This is a genomic window from Streptomyces sp. NRRL S-87 (genome assembly GCF_000719335.1).
In the GTDB taxonomy this organism is placed as follows: Bacteria; Actinomycetota; Actinomycetes; order Streptomycetales; family Streptomycetaceae; genus Streptomyces.
In genome coordinates this window covers 16773-33392 of sequence record NZ_JOGB01000081.1, presented here as the reverse complement: position 1 = coordinate 33392, position 16620 = coordinate 16773, and the positions used below count along the sequence as shown (strand labels likewise).

18 protein-coding genes are annotated in these 16620 nt (G+C 73.5%); 16 read left to right on the top strand and 2 right to left on the bottom strand.

The annotated features are described in order from the left end of the window. The first annotated feature begins 1 nt into the window (after position 1). The 3 genes from IF43_RS0132920 to IF43_RS0132910 all read left to right on the top strand — a co-directional run bounded on the left by IF43_RS0132920 (position 2) and on the right by IF43_RS0132910 (position 2195). The gene (locus IF43_RS0132920) at positions 2–556 is read left to right on the top strand and encodes a hypothetical protein (protein ID WP_030209589.1); all 555 of its coding nucleotides are present in this window, start codon (positions 2–4) and stop codon (positions 554–556) included. Between the two features lie 161 nt (positions 557–717). Then, a complete protein-coding gene (locus tag IF43_RS0132915; protein ID WP_037891086.1) occupies positions 718–1953 on the top strand; it encodes an MFS transporter in 1236 nt (411 codons plus the stop codon). A 53-nt stretch (positions 1954–2006) separates the two neighbouring features. Continuing rightward, complete coding sequence (locus IF43_RS0132910; protein WP_051796674.1) at positions 2007–2195, top strand: DUF6059 family protein; 189 nt, start codon at positions 2007–2009, stop codon at positions 2193–2195. Between the two features lie 84 nt (positions 2196–2279). On the opposite strand, the gene IF43_RS0132905 is transcribed toward IF43_RS0132910, so the two are convergent. Further along, complete coding sequence (locus tag IF43_RS0132905) at positions 2280–3089, bottom strand: alpha/beta fold hydrolase (RefSeq protein ID WP_030209579.1); 810 nt, start codon at positions 3087–3089, stop codon at positions 2280–2282. Positions 3090–3222: 133 nt separating this feature from the next. Between IF43_RS0132905 and IF43_RS0132900 the strand changes: the two genes are divergently transcribed. The 10 genes from IF43_RS0132900 (at position 3223) to IF43_RS0132845 (ending at position 13602) form a co-directional block, all read left to right on the top strand. Continuing rightward, a complete protein-coding gene (locus IF43_RS0132900; protein WP_030209576.1) occupies positions 3223–3819 on the top strand; it encodes a TetR/AcrR family transcriptional regulator in 597 nt (198 codons plus the stop codon). 312 nt (positions 3820–4131) lie between these two features. Then, positions 4132–5316 carry a calcium-binding protein gene (locus IF43_RS0132895; protein WP_051796672.1) on the top strand — a complete coding sequence of 395 codons (1185 nt, stop codon included), beginning with the start codon at positions 4132–4134 and terminating at the stop codon, positions 5314–5316. Between the two features lie 463 nt (positions 5317–5779). Further along, a complete protein-coding gene (locus IF43_RS0132885) occupies positions 5780–7027 on the top strand; it encodes a serine hydrolase (RefSeq protein ID WP_078910639.1) in 1248 nt (415 codons plus the stop codon). Between the two features lie 322 nt (positions 7028–7349). Beyond that, positions 7350–7868, top strand: coding sequence for a toxin-antitoxin system HicB family antitoxin (locus IF43_RS0132880; protein ID WP_030209566.1), 519 nt, complete (start codon positions 7350–7352; stop codon positions 7866–7868). Positions 7869–7982: 114 nt separating this feature from the next. Further along, positions 7983–8828: a DUF4097 family beta strand repeat-containing protein gene (locus IF43_RS0132875; RefSeq protein ID WP_030209563.1), complete on the top strand. Its 846-nt coding sequence runs from the start codon at positions 7983–7985 to the stop codon at positions 8826–8828. Between the two features lie 172 nt (positions 8829–9000). Then, entirely contained in the window at positions 9001–10035 is a 1035-nt protein-coding gene (locus tag IF43_RS0132870; RefSeq protein WP_107048645.1) for an ATP-binding cassette domain-containing protein, read from the top strand. Next, positions 10032–10820, top strand: coding sequence for an ABC transporter permease (locus IF43_RS0132865; RefSeq protein WP_030209557.1), 789 nt, complete (start codon positions 10032–10034; stop codon positions 10818–10820). The genes IF43_RS0132870 and IF43_RS0132865 overlap by 4 nt, the downstream gene beginning before the upstream one ends. A gap of 239 nt (positions 10821–11059) precedes the next feature. Further along, on the top strand, positions 11060–12160 hold the full coding sequence (locus tag IF43_RS0132860) for an LLM class flavin-dependent oxidoreductase (RefSeq protein ID WP_030209555.1): 1101 nt from the start codon (positions 11060–11062) through the stop codon (positions 12158–12160). A gap of 610 nt (positions 12161–12770) precedes the next feature. Continuing rightward, positions 12771–13211, top strand: a complete 441-nt coding sequence (locus tag IF43_RS0132850; RefSeq protein WP_030209551.1) for a hypothetical protein — start codon at positions 12771–12773, stop codon at positions 13209–13211. Positions 13212–13215: 4 nt separating this feature from the next. Next, complete coding sequence (locus IF43_RS0132845; RefSeq protein ID WP_030209548.1) at positions 13216–13602, top strand: hypothetical protein; 387 nt, start codon at positions 13216–13218, stop codon at positions 13600–13602. Positions 13603–13651: 49 nt separating this feature from the next. Here the strand turns inward: IF43_RS0132845 and IF43_RS0132840 are convergent, their stop codons facing one another. After that, a complete protein-coding gene (locus IF43_RS0132840; protein WP_030209545.1) occupies positions 13652–14158 on the bottom strand; it encodes a GNAT family N-acetyltransferase in 507 nt (168 codons plus the stop codon). 453 nt (positions 14159–14611) lie between these two features. On the opposite strand from IF43_RS0132840, the gene IF43_RS0132835 reads away from it, so the two are divergent. The 3 genes from IF43_RS0132835 to IF43_RS0132825 are packed head-to-tail and all read left to right on the top strand — an operon-like array spanning position 14612 to position 16562. Further along, on the top strand, positions 14612–14842 hold the full coding sequence (locus IF43_RS0132835; protein ID WP_158939639.1) for a hypothetical protein: 231 nt from the start codon (positions 14612–14614) through the stop codon (positions 14840–14842). Next, entirely contained in the window at positions 14839–15744 is a 906-nt protein-coding gene (locus tag IF43_RS0132830) for a sigma-70 family RNA polymerase sigma factor (RefSeq protein WP_037891073.1), read from the top strand. The genes IF43_RS0132835 and IF43_RS0132830 overlap by 4 nt, the downstream gene beginning before the upstream one ends. Beyond that, a complete protein-coding gene (locus tag IF43_RS0132825; protein ID WP_051796663.1) occupies positions 15741–16562 on the top strand; it encodes a hypothetical protein in 822 nt (273 codons plus the stop codon). Before IF43_RS0132830 ends, IF43_RS0132825 begins: the two co-directional genes overlap by 4 nt. The last annotated feature ends 58 nt before the right edge of the window (positions 16563–16620 follow it).

Here is a 16620-nt window from a genome sequence, read left to right as displayed (position 1 = left end):
CATGGCAGACATCGGCGATGGCCTGACCCGCGCGGACGAACAGCACCTCACCCGCCCGATCCCCAAGTCGGCGGGCGCGCAGATGCGTTTCCTCGTGAAGCGGCTCAAGACGACGCGGGCCGTGGCAGGCCTGCTGGGCATCTCCCAACGCACCGTCGAGCGCTACGTCGCCGACCAGCTCCGCCAGCCCAAGCCGGCCCTGGCGGCCCGTCTGGAGAACGAGGTGCGCCGCCGCTGGCAGCCGCTGGTCCGCAAGCGCGCCCGGGACCGGGCAGCGACCCGGACCGGCCTCGTCATCGAGACCAGGGCCCGCTTCGGGTTCACCGCCGCCCCCGGCACCTCGGACGACGGCCGCATGCGCCGCATCACCCAGCACCTCCCCCCCGAGTACGCCGGTCGGCTCTTCGCCGCCCAGGAGGCCGGGGCCGCGGAGGACGCGCTCCAGCGCATCGCCGCAGAGGGCCTCCAGGAGCTGTACTTCAAGGACCAGGGCACCCGGGCGCCGGGCCTGCTGGTCGAGTTCACGGACATCGACTACGTCGAGTTCGACTTCTGAGTGGCGGCCGGGGCGGGGCCGGGGGAGTGTCGAGGGGCGTGAGCCCGTCGACCCCACCCCGGCCACCACCTCGTCTCGACCGGTCTTCCAGCCGATCTCCGGTCGTCTTGGAGACGGTCGGACCTGTCCCGTCCCCGGAACCCACACCACGGAGCCCGGCCGTGTTCAGCTCCCTGTCCGTCCGCAACTTCCGGCTGTTCGTCATGGGCCAGCTGGTGTCCGTGATGTGCACGTGGATCATGATCGTCGCCCAGGACTGGCTCGTCCTGTCCCTCACCGGCGACTCCGGCACCGCCCTCGGGCTGGTCACCGTCGCGCAGTTCACCCCGACGCTCCTGCTCACCCTCTACGGGGGCCGGCTCGCCGACCGCTACGACAAGCGCCGGCTGCTGGTCATGGCCAACCTCGCCGCCGGGGCCGTGTCCCTGCTGCTCGCGCTGGCCGTCCTCTCCGGCCGGGCCGGCCTGGGCGTCATCCTCGTCGCGGCGGCCGCCCTCGGCGCCGTCGCGGCGGTGGAAATGCCCACCCGCATGTCGTTCGTCGGCGAGCTCGTGGGCTCCGACCTGCTGCCCAACGCCTCGGCGCTGAGCGCCGCGTACTTCAACGCCGCGCGGATCATCGGCCCTGCCCTGGCGGGTCTGCTGATCAGCGGCACGGGCTCCACCGGCACCGTGATGCTCCTCAACGCCTTCAGCTACCTGGCCACCGTGGCCGCCCTGCTGATGATGCGTCCGGAGGAACTGCACCGCTCGCCGGTCCCCCGCCAGGACGACCGGATCACCGACGCCCTGCGGCACGTCACCAGCCGACCGGACCTGGTCATGCCACTGGCCCTGGCGGCGGTCGTGGGCCTGTTCGGCTTCAACTTCCCGCTCACCCTGCCCCTGATGGCCAAGACCGTGTTCCACACCGGGGCCGCGAGCTTCGGCCTGCTGACCACTGCCGTGGCCATCGGCTCCCTGTTCAGTGCCATCTCGAGCACCGCCCGCCGCGGGCGTCCGCGCGCCGCCGTCGTCACCGGATCCGCCCTCGCCTTCGGCGTGTTCGAGACGGCCGCCGGCCTCGCGCCCTCCTTCCCGGCCGCCGTCGTCCTGCTCGCCGCCACGGGCTTCGCCTCGGTCTCCTTCGCCCAGACCGCCAACCACCGCATCCAGCTGGGCAGCGACCCGGCCTTCCGCGGCCGGGTCATGGCCCTGTACACCCTGATCCTCCAGGGCACCACCCCGTTGGGCGCCCTGATCATCGGGCAGCTGTGCGAGCACTTCGGTGCCCGCTCCGGCCTGTACGCGGGCGGCCTGGTCACGATGGTGGCCGCCGCGGTCGCGCTGTGGGCACAGCGTCGCACGCGCGAGGAGACCGCGAGCAGGTCTCCGCAGTACGTCGAGGCAACCGAGTGAGGATCGCGAGATCCCGAACCGCGATCCCGGCCACCCGAGGGAGAACCCTGCCCATGCTCTTGATCCGACCGCTGAGGGCCGTCTACCGGACCCTGTCCGCCGCGGGCGCCATGTGGGTGTGGACCCCACCGGTGGAACTGTGCGGGCCGGCACCCGGCCACCCCGAACGCCTGCGCCCCGACGTCCCCTTCGACGCGACCGAACTGGCCCTCTTCCGCCAACTCACGGCCCTGCGCGACTGACCGGGCCGCCGGCACGCCGCCCGCGGCGGCGCCGCTCGACGCGCCGCCGCCCGGCAGTCTCCAGGCACCGCGGCCCGGCAGGCGTCACAGCCCGGCCAGGAACCCCCGGACCTCGGCGCCGAAGGCCTCCGCCGCGCCGAGGTGGACCAGGTGGTCCCCCGCCAGCTCCACCGCCGCCGTGCCGGGCCGCCGCTCGACCATGCCGCGCACCTGCTCGGCCGGGATCACGCCGCTCGTGCCGTGCACCAGCAGGGCGGGGCAGGAGGTGGCGGTCCAGTCGGCCCAGTGGTCCCCGTGCACGTTCTCCTCGGAGTCGTACATGTCCCGCGGGTGGAAGGGCAGCCGCCAGCCGCCGTCGGGGTTCCGTCGCAGCCGGTCGGCGAAGAACGGAGCCGCCGGGCCCAGCTTCTCCACCAGTTCCTCGCGGGTGGGCGCCTTGTACGCCAGTCCGAGGAGGAAGGCGAGGGGGTGCGAGCCGTCCAGGCCGATCTCGACCGGTCCCTCGACGTTCACCAGCGCCCGGATCCGCTCGGGGCGGCGGGCGGCGTACTGGTAGGCGTTGACGGCCCCCAGCGAGTGTCCGACCAGTACCACCTCGGCCAGGCCCAGGTGGTCGAGCAGGGCCTCCAGATCGGCGAGGTAGCCCTCACGGGTGTAGTCGGCCGCGCGCTCCGACTCGCCCTGGCCCCGCTGGTCCGGGGCGATGACCCGCCAGTCGGTGCCCAGTGCCGCCGCGAGTCCGCCGAACGTGGCGCCCTCCGACAGGTGCCCGTGGAGCGCGACCAGCGGGCGGCCGGGGCCGCCGAAGTCGACGTACGACAGCCGGCGTCCGGCGAGGGACACCTCGGCGCGGGTGGCGGTGCCGGTCGTGGGCGCGGTGCTCTGCTCGGTCATGTGGTTCCCCCGTCTGCTTGGTGTGCCCCCAGAGTAGACATCATTTGGGCATTCGCGCAATACGCTTGTATAGATCGCTCGCCTCAGACAGCCGCATGAGGCGAACGCCTGATGTCGGACTAACCTCCGGACCATGGGAAATCGCGAAGACCTGCTCGCCGGCGCCCGCCGCTGCCTCGAGGACAAGGGCTGGGCCCGCACCACCGTCCGGGACATCGCCACCGCCTCGGGCGGGGTCAGCATGGCCGCCATCGGCTACCACTTCGGGTCCCGCGAGGCGCTGCTGAACGCGGCGCTCATCGAGGCCATCGACGAATGGGCCACGCACACCGGCCGCACCCTGGCCGCCTTCGGGGCGGACGGCGCCACGCCGGCCGAGCGGTACGCGGCCCTGTGGGACGCGCTGATCGAGTCCTTCGGCACCCGGCGCGCCCTGTGGCTCGCCTCGCTCGAGGCGCTCGTCCAGGCCGAGCACTCCGACGAACTGCGCCGCTACCTCGCCGGTGGCCAGGACGGCGGCCGCCGCGGGGTGGCGGCCGTCCTCACCGGCGCCGACGAACCGGCGGTCGACGACACGACGGCCCGCACGCTCGGCACCGTCCAGATGGCCCTGATGACGGGCCTCATGACGCAGTGCCTGACCGACCCCGACCGGGCTCCCACCGGCGCCGAGGTCGTCGCCGGCCTCCGTACCCTCGCCCGCGTCGTCGACCCGGAAGGTGCGTCCTAGGGTCCGCCGCGACGGCACCCGAGCCGGTCGCCTTCCGGGCGCTCGAGCACCGCACGTACTCCCGGACCGCCCGTCGCGGCGTCCGGGTCGCGTCGCATCGCGCGGGGCAGGTCGCACCGGCGGAGGAGTCGGGCCGTGGGACGGGCACCCGGGTCGGACGGGCGGCACACCGATGTCCCTCGCGGCGGCCCCGCGGGTACGCCGAACAGGGGAAGGACCGGTCCGACCGGCCCAGCCCCGGTATGCGCCGGACCGGCAACCGGGCAACCTCCCCGGACCCACCCCCTCCGACGCACCGGCAAGGACCCCTCCATGCCCCGAACCCTCACGGCCGGCCTCCTCACCGCGGCGCTGCTCGGCTCAGCCCTGCCGGCGGCCGCCGCGGCCGCGCCCCCCACCTGCTTCGGTCTCCCTGCGACCCTCACCGGCACGGGCACCCTCACCGGCACCCCCGGCGACGACGTCATCGTGGGCTCCGCCGCGGCCGACACCATCGACGGCCGCGGGGGCCGGGACCGCATCTGCGGCCTGGATGGCGACGACGTGCTGATCGGCGGCGCCGGCGACGACCGCCTCGACGGTGGCGCGGGCGACGACGCCCTCCGCGGCGACCTCGCCCTCGAGGCCGGTACCGCCCGCGGCGGCGGCCACGACGAACTGCGCGGCGGCGCCGGCGACGACGACCTGATCGGCGATTCGCTGACCGGCAGCGGCGACGCCGAAGGCGGCGGCAACGACCTCGTCGACGGCGGTCCCGGCGCCGACTACCTCGTCGGGGACTCCGAGAGCGACTCCGGCGGCACCGCACGCGGTGGCGGCCACGACCGCATCTACGGCGGAGCCGGCGACGACGAGCACATCACCGGGGACAGCGTCGCCTTCGGCGGCGACGCGGTGGGCGGCGGCGACGACCTGATCGACGGCGGAGCCGGCGACGACGGCCTCCTCGGCGACTCGGCCGCGCCCTTCCAGGGGTCCGCCACCGGCGCGGGCGACGACGTCCTGCGCGGCGGCAGCGGCGCCGGCGACGCCCTCGTCGGCGACAGCGAGGGCATCACCGGGGCCTCCGGAGCCGGCGGCGACGACCTGCTGGACATGGGGCCCGACGGCGGCGTGTTCGCGCTCGGCGACCACAACATCGGCGACCCGGACGCGGGCGGCCGGGCCCGGGGCGCGGGCAACGACCACATCGTCGGCGGCGCAGCCGGGGAGATCCTCGTCGGCGACAGCTCGGTCGCCGACGCCTCGGTCACCTCCGCCGGCCATGACGTCATCGATGCCGGGGGCGGCGCCGACACCGTCTTCGGCGACAACACCGACTTCGACGGGGACGCCCCCGTGGGCACCGCCGGCGGCAACGACGTCGTCCGCGGCCAGGCCGGTCCCGACATCCTCTACGGCGGCCCCGGCAACGACTTCCTCGACGGCGGGACGGACACCGACACCTGCGATGCCGCGCCGGGCACCGCGGACACCGTCTTCCACTGCGAGGCGTAGGAGCGGGCCCACGACCCCTCCGGACACACCGGGCCGGCCCGCCCCCCGCGGGGCCTTCGCAGCCCTCCTCGACACCCTCGCCCCGGCCGCGGGCGACGCCGACCCCCGCCCTCTTCGTCGAGGTCGTGTGGTCCTCGCTCCACGGCCTGGCCGCCCTCACCCGCTCCGGCCGCCTCCCCGCCCCGGACGCCCAGCGCCGCCTCGACCTCCTCCTGTCCCGCCTCGTCGCGGACTAGTCCGCGGGTCTCCTCGGGCGCCGCGTCGTACTCGGCCCCCGCCGTGCCGAGCGTCGCCCGGACGACCCGAGGCGGCGAGGACCTGGCGCTCCTCGCCGCCCTCGCGCCGGGCGAACGGGCCACTGCGTCACGCCACCCCACCGGAGCCGCGGTCCTGACGGGTGATGTTCGCGCGGGTCGGCCCACGACGGGACGACACTGCGGTACTGCCGCCCGATACTCCGGCCATGAGCCCCGTCCGCAGGACCTCACGACCGCGCCGCGCCACCGCGACGGCCCTCACCGCCCTGACCGCGGCCACCGCGCTCCTCGCCCTCGGCGCCCCGGTCGAGGCCGCCGCCCCGGCGGGCGGCGGCGACCACCGCCGGCACTGCGCCGAATCCCGGGGGCCCGCCCGCGGCCAGGCCGCCGAGGTCCTGCGGATCGCCCAGCAGGCCCAGCGGGAGATGGACCTGAAGTCCGTGATCCTGCGGGTCACCGTGGACGGCCGCGAGCTGATCACCACCGCGCTCGGCGAGTCCATGACGGGTGTCCCCGCCGAACCCGACATGCACTTCCGCAACGGCAACATCGCCATCAGCTACATGGGCACCGCCCTCCTGCGCCTGGTCGACCAGGGCAGGGTCGACCTGGACGCCCCGCTCTCCCGCTGGCTGCCCGGCATCCCCCACACCGAGGGGGTCACCCTGCGCATGCTGGCCAACTCCTCCACGGGCCTGCGCGACTACGTCACCACCCCGAGCTTCCAGCAGGCCGTCGGCGCCAACCCGTTCCGCCAGTGGACGGCCGACGAGCTCGTCGCCATCTCGACCGGCCAGGAGCCCTGGTACGACCCGGGCACCAACTGGAACTACTCGCACGCCAACTTCGTCCTCCTCGGCGCCGCGCTGGAGAAGATCACCGGCACCCGCCTGGACGTCCTCCTGCAACGCGAGATCCTGCGCCCGCTCGGCCTGCACCAGACCGCGAACGGCTTCACGCCCGACATCCCGAGGCCCGTCCTGCACGCCTTCACCGACGACCGCGGCACCTACGAGGAGTCCACCTTCTGGAACCCCTCGTGGACCACCGCCCCCGGGGCCGTGGAGACCACCGACATCTGCGACCTGGCCCGCTCGGCGGTCGGCATCGGCTCGGGCGAGCTGCTCTCCCCGGCCTCGTACCGGGAACTCCTGGACCCGGGGACGGTGGGCCTGGGCCACGCCACCGAGAAGTGCCCCGCCACGATCTGCCTCGCGCAGACCGAGGCCACCCACTACGGCATGGGCGTGCTCGTCCTGGGTGACTGGATCTCCCAGCACCCGCTGTTCTTCGGCTACTCCGCCTCCATGGCCTACCTCCCGTCCCGGGACCTCGCCATCGCCGTCTCCACCACCCCGGGCCCCGACGCCCCCGCCGGCCACACGGCCCACACCATCGCCCAGCGCATCGCCGCCGCCCTTGCCCCCGACCACCCGATCCCCGACTTCGGCTGACCTGCACGGCCCCGCCGGTCCCTGCGGGCCGGCGCACCGACCGGCCCCCGCCGGCCGCGCACGGCGCCGCGGCCGCGTGTGACGGGCGTCGGATGGCGTCGGGTAGGCATCCGATGGCGTCGGATGGCACCGAATGGCGCCACGTGGCATCACGTGGCGCCATTCACCCCCCTCCAAGCAGAGAAGCGCACGGCCGTCGCCGCCGCGATGAACCCGGCTGTCCCATCATCTCCGCAGGTCACCACCATTCCCCGGCATCCGCGGTCGCCTGTAGCGCCACAGGGGCTTGCGCGTGGCGCCATCATGGTGCCATCATGACGCCATGGACCTGACCCCGTATGTCGACACCCTGCGCCGCGAACTCGCGGTGGCCGCCGAAGCCGGCGGGGAGGACGCCCGCGAGCTGGCCGAGAGGCTCACCGCTCCTCTGGAGTCGGCGACCCGGCTGACCCTGCTCAACGTGCTCTCCGCCGCGATGGACGAGATCACCCGCGAACTCGCCCCCGGCTCGGTCGACGTACGCCTGCGCGGCCTCGACCCCGACTTCGTGGTGACGCTGCCGCCCGCGGAGGGCGGCGCCCCCGCGGAGCCGGCCTCGCCCGCCGAACCGTCCAGGGCCGCGCTCACGGCCGAGGGCGACGAGGGCGGCACCGCCCGCGTCAACCTGCGGCTGCCTGCGCACCTCAAGACCCGCGCCGAGGAGGCCGCGACCCGCGAGGGCCTGTCGGTCAACGCGTGGCTCGTGCGGGCGGTCTCCGCCGCGGTCGACGAGGGCGGCAGGCCGCGTACGACGAACAGGACCCAGACCGTCGGTCAGAGCATCACCGGCTGGGTGCGCTAGCGGACACCCGCACCGCCGCCCCGCCCGCACACTCGCCACCCGCTCCACTCGCCCACACCCACACCACGTCCCACCAGCAGGGACGTTGCCACGACCCAAGAGGACGGGACAGCCATGCCTTCTTTCGACACGCCCGCACCGATCTCGGTCACCGCCCACGTGGAGGCCGGCTCCATCCGCTTCACCGCGGGCGACCGCACCGACACCGTCGTCGAGGTGCAGCCGCGCGACCCGAAGAAGGACCGGGACGTACGGACGGCGGACCGGACCGAGGTCGCGTACGCCGGCGGCGTCCTGACCGTACGGACGCCCAAGGAGCGCACCTCGCTCCGCCGCCCCGGCACCGTGGACGTGACGGTCGAGCTGCCCGCCGGCTCACGCGTCGACATGACCGGTGCCTGGGCCCAGGTGCTGGGCGAGGGCCCGCTCGGCGAGGTCACCGTGAAGACCTCGTCCGGCGACGTCCGCCTCGACGAGACCGGGCCGCTGAAGCTGACCGCCTCGCACGGCTCGATCACCCTGGAGCGCGTCGAGGGCCCGGCCGAGATCACCACCAGCTCCGGCAGCCTGCGCATCGGCCTGCTCGACGGACCTGCCGTACTGAAGAACTCGCACGGCACCACGACCGTCGGGGCCGCGGCCGGGGAGCTCCGGGTGAGCGGCGCGCACGGCGACATCGAGATCCGGCGCGCCGAGGACTCGGTCACCGCCACCACCGCCCACGGCACCGTGCGCGTCGGCGAGGTGGCCCGCGGCAGCGTCCAGTTGGAGACCTCCTACGGCGCCATCGAGGTCGGCATCCGCCAGGGCACGGCCGCCTGGCTCGACGTCCGCTCCGGCTCCGGGCAGGTGCGCAACATGCTCAGCGCCTCCGACACGCCGGGGGAGACGGAGGACACCGTCAAGATCCACGCCCGCACCCGACACGGCAACATCGACGTCCTGCGGGCCAAGGCCTGACCGGGCGTTCGGGCCCTCCTCCAGGCGGCCCCCGCTCCACCAGCCCCGGCCCTCCTGCTCCCCCGGCCCTCCCGCTCCACCGGCCCCACGGCCGCCCCGGCCCCTCGCTCACCGCTCCACCCCACCAGCCCACCCCAGCCTTCGAACGGAGGCCCCCGTGCCGACTTCTGTCATGCCCACGCCAGCAACTCCCCGGGGTTCGTCCCCGGCCGCCGTCTCCGCCCTCGGCCTGCGCAAGTCCTACGGCGACAAGACCGTCCTCGACGGAATCGACCTGCACATCCCGGCAGGGTCGGTGTACGCGCTCCTCGGCCCGAACGGCGCCGGCAAGACCACCGCCGTGAAGATCCTGTCCACTCTCGTCACCGCCGACGGCGGACAGGTGCAGGTCGCGGGCCACGACATCGCCACCGACCCGCAGTCCGTCCGCGCCGCGATCGGCGTCACCGGCCAGTTCTCCGCCGTCGACGGCCTGATCACGGGCGAGGAGAACATGCTCCTCATGGCCGACCTGCACCACCTCCCCAAGGCCGAAGGGCGGCGGGTCGCCGCCGACCTCCTCGACCGCTTCGACCTCGCCGAGGCCGCGGGGAAGCCCGCCTCCACCTACTCCGGCGGCATGAAGCGCCGCCTCGACATCGCTATGACCCTGGTCGGCGACCCGCGGATCATCTTCCTCGACGAGCCCACCACCGGCCTCGACCCGCGCTCCCGCCACACCATGTGGCAGATCATCCGCCGCCTCGTCGCCGACGGCGTCACGGTCTTCCTCACCACCCAGTACCTGGAGGAGGCCGACGAACTCGCCGACCGCATCGCCGTACTGAACGGCGGCAGGATCGTGGCCGAAGGCACCGCCGACGAGCTCAAGCGCCTCGTCCCGGGCGGCCACGTCCGCCTCCGCTTCTCCGACCCGGCCGCCCACCGCCACGCGGCCGCCGCCCTCCCCGACGCCGCCCGCGACGACGAGTCCCTCGCCCTCCAACTCCCCAGCGACGGCAGCCAGCGCGACCTGCGCGCCGTCCTCGACCGACTCGACGCCGTCGGCATCGAGGCCGACGAGCTCACCGTGCACACCCCCGACCTGGACGACGTCTTCTTCGCCCTGACCGCCGCCACCGTCTCCACCCAGCCGCACCAGCCGCACCAGCCCACGCAGCCCACCCGTCCGAGCCGGCCCCACCAGCCCGAGGAGCAGACCCGATGAGCTCCCTCTCCCTCGCCGTACGCGACTCGACCACGATGCTGCGCCGGAACCTCCTGCACGCCCGGCGCTACCCCTCCCTCACACTCAACCTCCTGCTCACCCCGATCGTCCTGCTGCTCCTCTTCGTCTACGTCTTCGGGGACGTGATGAGCGCCGGCATCGGCGGCAGCGGCGCCGACCGCTCGGACTACATCGCCTACGTCGTCCCGGGCCTGCTGCTGATGACCCTCGGCAGCACCACGATCGGCACCGCGGTCTCCGTCTCCAACGACATGACCGAGGGGATCATCGCCCGCTTCCGCACCATGGCGATCCACCGCGGCTCCGTCCTCATCGGGCACGTCGTCGGCAGCGTCCTGCAGGCGGTCGCCAGCGTGGTGCTCGTCGGCGCCGTCGGCGTGGCCATCGGCTTCCGCTCCGACGCCACCGCCCTCGAGTGGCTCGCCGCCTTCGGACTGCTCGTACTCTTCGCCCTGGCGCTCACCTGGATCGCCGTCGGCATGGGCCTGATCAGCCCGAACGCGGAGGCCGCCAGCAACAACGCCCTCCCGCTGATCTTCCTGCCCCTCATCTCCAGCACCTTCGTCCCGATCGACGCGATGCCGGGCTGGTTCCAGCCGATCGCCCAGTACCAGCCCTTCACCCCGGCCATCGAGACCCTGCGCGGACTCCTCCTCGGCACCGAGATCGGCAACAACGGCTGGCTCACCCTCGCCTGGTCGCTCGCCCTCGCGGCCCTCGGCTACCGCTGGTCCAAGGCGGTCTTCGACCGCGACCCCAGCTGACCCGTCCTCCGGCTCCGCCCCGCGGGCGGCGTACCCCGGCCACCCCGCCGGTGCACGCCGCCCCGGCGGCCGTTCAGGCGGCACACATCCCCGTCGACCGGCAGCGCATGGACCATCCGCGGCGACCGGCCTCGCCTGGCGACCGGCCCCACTCGGCGACCACCCCCTCGGGAATACCCCCGTCGCACCTCCCGTTCCCGGGTATAGTTGAATTGTAAACAACCTTGGGAAGGGGAGCCATGCAGTTCGGGATCTTCACCGTCGGTGACGTCACGGCCGATCCGACGACCGGACGCGTGCCCGGCGAGCACGAGCGCATCAAGGCGATGCTCGCCATCGCGCAGAAGGCAGAGGAGGTCGGCCTCGACGTCTTCGCCGCCGGCGAGCACCACAACCCGCCGTTCGTCCCCTCCTCGCCGACGACGATGCTCGGCTACATCGCCGCACGCACCGAGAACCTGATCCTGTCCACGTCGACGACGCTGATCACCACGAACGACCCGGTCAAGATCGCCGAGGACTTCGCGATGCTCCAGCACGTCGCGGACGGCCGCGTCGACGTGATGATGGGCCGCGGCAACACCGGACCGGTCTACCCCTGGTTCGGCAAGGACATCCGCGACGGCATCGACCTCGCCGTCGAGAACTACGCGCTGCTGCGCCGCCTGTGGGACGAGGACGTCGTCACCTGGAAGGGCAAGTTCCGCACCCCGCTGCAGTCCTTCACCTCGACCCCCCGCCCGCTGGACGGCGTCGCGCCCTTCGTGTGGCACGGCTCCATCCGCTCGCCGGAGATCGCCGAGCAGGCCGCGTACTACGGCGACGGCTTCTTCCACAACAACATCTTCTGGCCCGCCTCCCACACCAAGCAGATGGTCGAGCTGTACCGGCAGCGCTACGCCCACTACGGGCACGGCACTCCCGAGCAGGCCGTCGTCGGACTCGGCGGCCAGGTGTTCATGCGCAGGAACTCGCAGGACGCGGTGCGCGAGTTCCGCCCGTACTTCGACAACGCACCCGTGTACGGCCACGGACCCTCCCTGGAGGAGTTCACCTCCCAGACCCCGCTCACCGTCGGCTCGCCGCAGCAGGTCATCGAGCGCACCCTGTCCTTCCGCGAGTACGCCGGCGACTACCAGCGCCAGCTGTTCCTGATGGACCACGCGGGCCTGCCCCTGAAGACCGTGCTGGAGCAGCTCGACCTCCTCGGCGAAGAGGTCGTACCGGTCCTGCGCAAGGAGTTCGCCAACCTCCGCCCCGCCGGCGTACCGGACGCCCCCACCCACGCCGCCCGCGTGGCGGCTGCCCAGGACACCACCCGGAAGGAGGCCCGGGCATGAAGCTCGTCGTCGTGTCCGCAGGACTGAGCTCGCCCTCCTCCACGCGCCTGCTCGCCGACCGCCTCACGGCTGCCGCCCTCGCCCACGTGGACGCCGAACCCGAGGTGATCGAGCTGCGGGACCTGGCCACGGAGATAGCCCAGCACTTCGTCACCGGTTTCCCGCCCGCCCGCCTCGCCGCCGCGCTCGACGCAGTGGCGGCCGCGGACGGCCTGATCGCCGTGACACCGGTCTTCGCGGCTTCGTACAGCGGCCTCTTCAAGTCCTTCTTCGACCTGATCGACAAAGCAGAAGACGGCATACGAGATTCCTCTACGTCTCGTGGGCTCGGAGATGTGTATAAGAGACAGACCCACCCCCACCCCGCCACCCCGGACGTGGACACCGCCGCCGCGATCGCCCCCCGCTCCCTCACGGGCGCGATCACCTCGCTCCACGCCACGACGGCCGCCACCCTGATCCCGTTCGAGCAACGCCTGGCCGCCCTGCGGGCCGACTGACGGGACGAGCGGTCGACGTGCGGGCCGGGCCCGCGCAGTGGGGCCGGCCCCACCCACCCGTGGGCCCAGGCCCGTACCGGGCCCGTCCGCCGCTGTCCAGCGTCGACGCCATGGACACCGAGACGCACACCACGACCGCCCCGGCCGCCCTCGACACCCCCCGCACCCACGAGGCGTTCACCGTGGCGAAGCGCAGCATCACGCTCTACGCAGCCCTGACCGCCGCCGCCCTGGCGGCGGTCGTCGCGGTGGCGAGCAGCGGGCACATGGTGAACGGCTTCATGTGGGTCCGGGCGGCCCTGCTGCCCCTGACCGCCCTGCTGGTCCACCGGGTCACCGTCGCCGCCTCCCGCGGCTCCCGCCGGGCCTACGAGCGCGTGAGCGCCCTCACCCTCGTCATGCCGATCGCGATCATCGGCGTCGACTTCGTCCCGGGCGTCTGCCCGCTCTGGTACGCCGTGATGCAGACCGTCTGCATGCTGCCCGTCCTGCGCGTCGCCCTCCTCACCCGCGGCCCCGTCCTGCGCGCCGCCTTCCCCCGGGGCCGCTGACCGCGTGCGCGCGCAACGCCTCCTGGACCAGGCCCTGGCCGCGCGCCTGCTTCCGGCCCTCCCCGGCCTCGCCCCCGAGCGGGAACGCCTGCGCCGCGAGCGCCTCGCCACCATGACCCGCCTCCTGGAAGAACACCTCCCGGACTGGCACTGGCACCCCCCGCAGGGCGGCTCCGCACTGTGGATCCGCCTCCCGCCGGCCACCGACGCCCGCACCTACGCCCAACTGGCCCTGCGCCACGGCGCCGAGGTCGTCCCGGGCGCCACCATGGACCCCACCGGCGGCCACGACGACTTCCTCCGCCTGCCGTACTCCTTCGCCCCGGACACCGCGGCCGAACTCGTCACCCGCCTCGCCGCCGCCTGGACGTCGCTCCCGCACACCCGCTGAGGTGTACCGCCCCGGATGCCCCGGCGCGTGGACGCCACGGCTGCGGACGTCACAGCTCCCGGCGCATGCAGGCCCGCGGCCACCTGTCCAGGCCGTGCGCAGCCTCGCGCTCGCGGATCTCCCGCAGACCGGGAGTCAGGCTGCTGTCGTCCACGAGCCGGAACCCGCAGCGTGCGTAGTAGGGGGCGTTCCACGGGACCTGGGTGAAGGTGGTCAGGGTCAGGGCGGGCGCCCCCGTACGCACGGCGTGGTCCGCCGCATGGTCCAGCAGCAGCCGCCCGATGCCGCGACGCGCGCTGTCCGGGTGCACCGAGACCTGCTCGACGTGGAGGTTGCCGTCGACGCGGTCGGCGATCAGGTAGGCGGCCGGCACGTCACCGGCGCCGGCCACGACCCAGGCCAGCCCGGCACGGCAGTAGCCGGCGAGCTCATCGAGCGGGAGCGGCTCGTCGTCGGCGACCTCCGGCATGCCGATGTCCCGGAAACACAGCCCGGCGGCCCGCTCGATGTCCTGGAGCAGGGGCAGCTCGTCCACGCGGGCGGCTCGGATGTCCATGGACGCATCCTGTCAGCGGCCTGCGCTACCGTCATCTCCCCCCGCGGGGGACGCGCGATCCCCGCCCGGCCTCCAACTCAGGCCGGGCGAGGGCGCGTGGCACGCTCCCCTTCTTCGGCACGGGGAGCACGCCTCTTCCGTGAGGAAGGGCCGACACCGAGGTGTCCTGCCTCCATATGACGGGGTGCCGGGGTGGGATTGCAAGGAAAACCGGGAACTTCATCCGATGGCCGCTCCCGGTGTGCTCTACGTGCAACGGAACGGTCATCTCCGGCCGCGCGCCGACCGTCTCCGACTCCTAATGTTCCGTGATTCCTTGATCACATCGCGTGATCCGGACATGCCGGTCCATGCTGATGCTCCTCCAACAGCGGCTCGGCACCCGCTCGTTGGAGGTCCCGCCCGTCCCGGCGGGGTCTTCCGCATCCGTGGGCACGACATCAAGGAGCACGTGTGAGCAAAAAACAGATATCCGCGGTCGTGGCCGTCGCAGTGGTGTTGCTGGTGGTGTTCGGCTGGAGCGCGGCGATGGCCGCGATGGGCCACGCGGGCCTCATCGCCGGGCTGGCCCCGGTCCTGGGACTGACCGTCACCCAGGTGGTGCGCGGCGCCCGCTCGCGCACCGCGCCGGCCTCCGGGCACCGCGTCGCGGCGGTGCCCGACAAGGAGGACGGCGCTTCGTGACGACGTCGTTCAACGCGCCGGGACCGGCCCCCGAGCCGGCCCCGGTCCGCCCCGGCCGCAAGCTCGGCCCCATCGCGGACACGGTCAGCAGCTCGCACCGCGCCTGGCTGGAGCCGACCCGCAAGTGCTACCTCGCCAGCGGCCGCACCCTCAGCGACCTCAGCCTCGGCGTCCTGCTGGCCAAGTCGAAGCTGTCGGAACTGTTACGCGGCGTCGGCCACTACCCGCGCTGGGAGGTCATCCACCGCCTCGCCGGCGAACTGGACATCCCCGGCTGGCCCCTCTACCGGCTGTGGAAGCAGGCGGCCATGGACGCCGGCAAGAGCCGGGACTGGGTCGACCGCTCCACCGAAGGCACCACCGCCGTGGCCACCGCCCGCTCCGGCCGGCCCATCGAACACGGCGCCCTGTGCCAGATGGTCATGGACGGCTACCTCGCGTACGCCGGGGTCTTCCTCCCCGACGACACCCGCAGGATCGCCGTGGACGACACCTTCGCCATCCTCTGGCTCTGCTTCGACGAAGCCCTCGCCAGCGCCGACATCCGCCGCTACGCCTGGAACATCCTGCGCGCCACCGTCAAGGCCAAGGCCGACTACCGCGACGAACGCCCCGTGCTGGCCGAAGCCGCCTTCGACACCGTCGCCCTGCGCGACGCCCGTCCGGAGGAGCAACCCGCCCAGCTGGCCGAGAGCCTGGAACTGTTCACCGCGATCAGCAGGCTGCCCGACGCCCAGCTCGACGTCATGGTGCTCCGCCGCCTGTGCGGCTTCCCGCCCGAGCACGTCTCCGACCTCCTCGGCATCCCCCTGGCCGCCGTCCGCTCCGACGAACGCCACGCCAACCGCTTCCTGGACGACACCGTCGAGCTGCCGCCCCCAACCGGAGGACCCACCCCATGACCACGCTCGAACACCTGCTGTCCAGGGCCCTGCTCGCCCCCGACCGAGCCGTGCCCCGCGACACCGTCCCGCCCCGCGACCCCGGCCCCCGCACCCGTCCGGTCACGGTCGAACTCCCGAACGCGACCGCAGCCGAAGAACTGCGCGCACTGTGCGAGGCCCTGGTCCACCACACCCCGGCCACCACGGTCGCCGCCTTCGTCACCGAGCAGGTACCGGAACCCCGGAGCGCCCTGATCCTGGCCTGCGTGCTCCAACTGACCGACACCGACGACGGAGCCCGGTTCTGGTGGCAGTACGCCGCCGGAGCCGGCCACCCGGCGGCCGCCTACTGCCTCTACCTCCACCACCTCGCCCTCGGCGAGACGCACACCGCCCGCTGGTGGCACACCCAGACCGACGAGACGCCCCCCGACGAGACCGGCCCCGACGCACCCCCCGTGCACACCACCGTCCGCTGCGAGGGCGCCTCGATGGTCCTCCACCACGGCGACGGCGCCTCCAGCACCACGCTCCTGCGCGTCATGCGCCACCTGGCCAGACACGCCAGCCGGCCCCGGTCCGCCGTGGTCACCGAGCTGATGACCTACATGCCGACCGCGGTGGCCGTCGGCTACCTCCGCGAACCCGAGAGCGAGCTGCCCCTGCCCGGACCCGACTTCGCCGGCAGGATCCGCACCCTGCTGGCCGCCGCGGCCCACCGCCCCGACGGCCCCAGCGACCTCCCGGCCCGCCCCCAGACCCGCCCCACCCGACGGGACGCCGACCGGGCCGCCCGACGGGCCCGCCGACGGGTCGACGAGGCCGCGACCCGCTGACCCGCCCACCGCCGCGCACCCCGCCCCACGACCACACGGGCCACCTCCGGATCGGTCA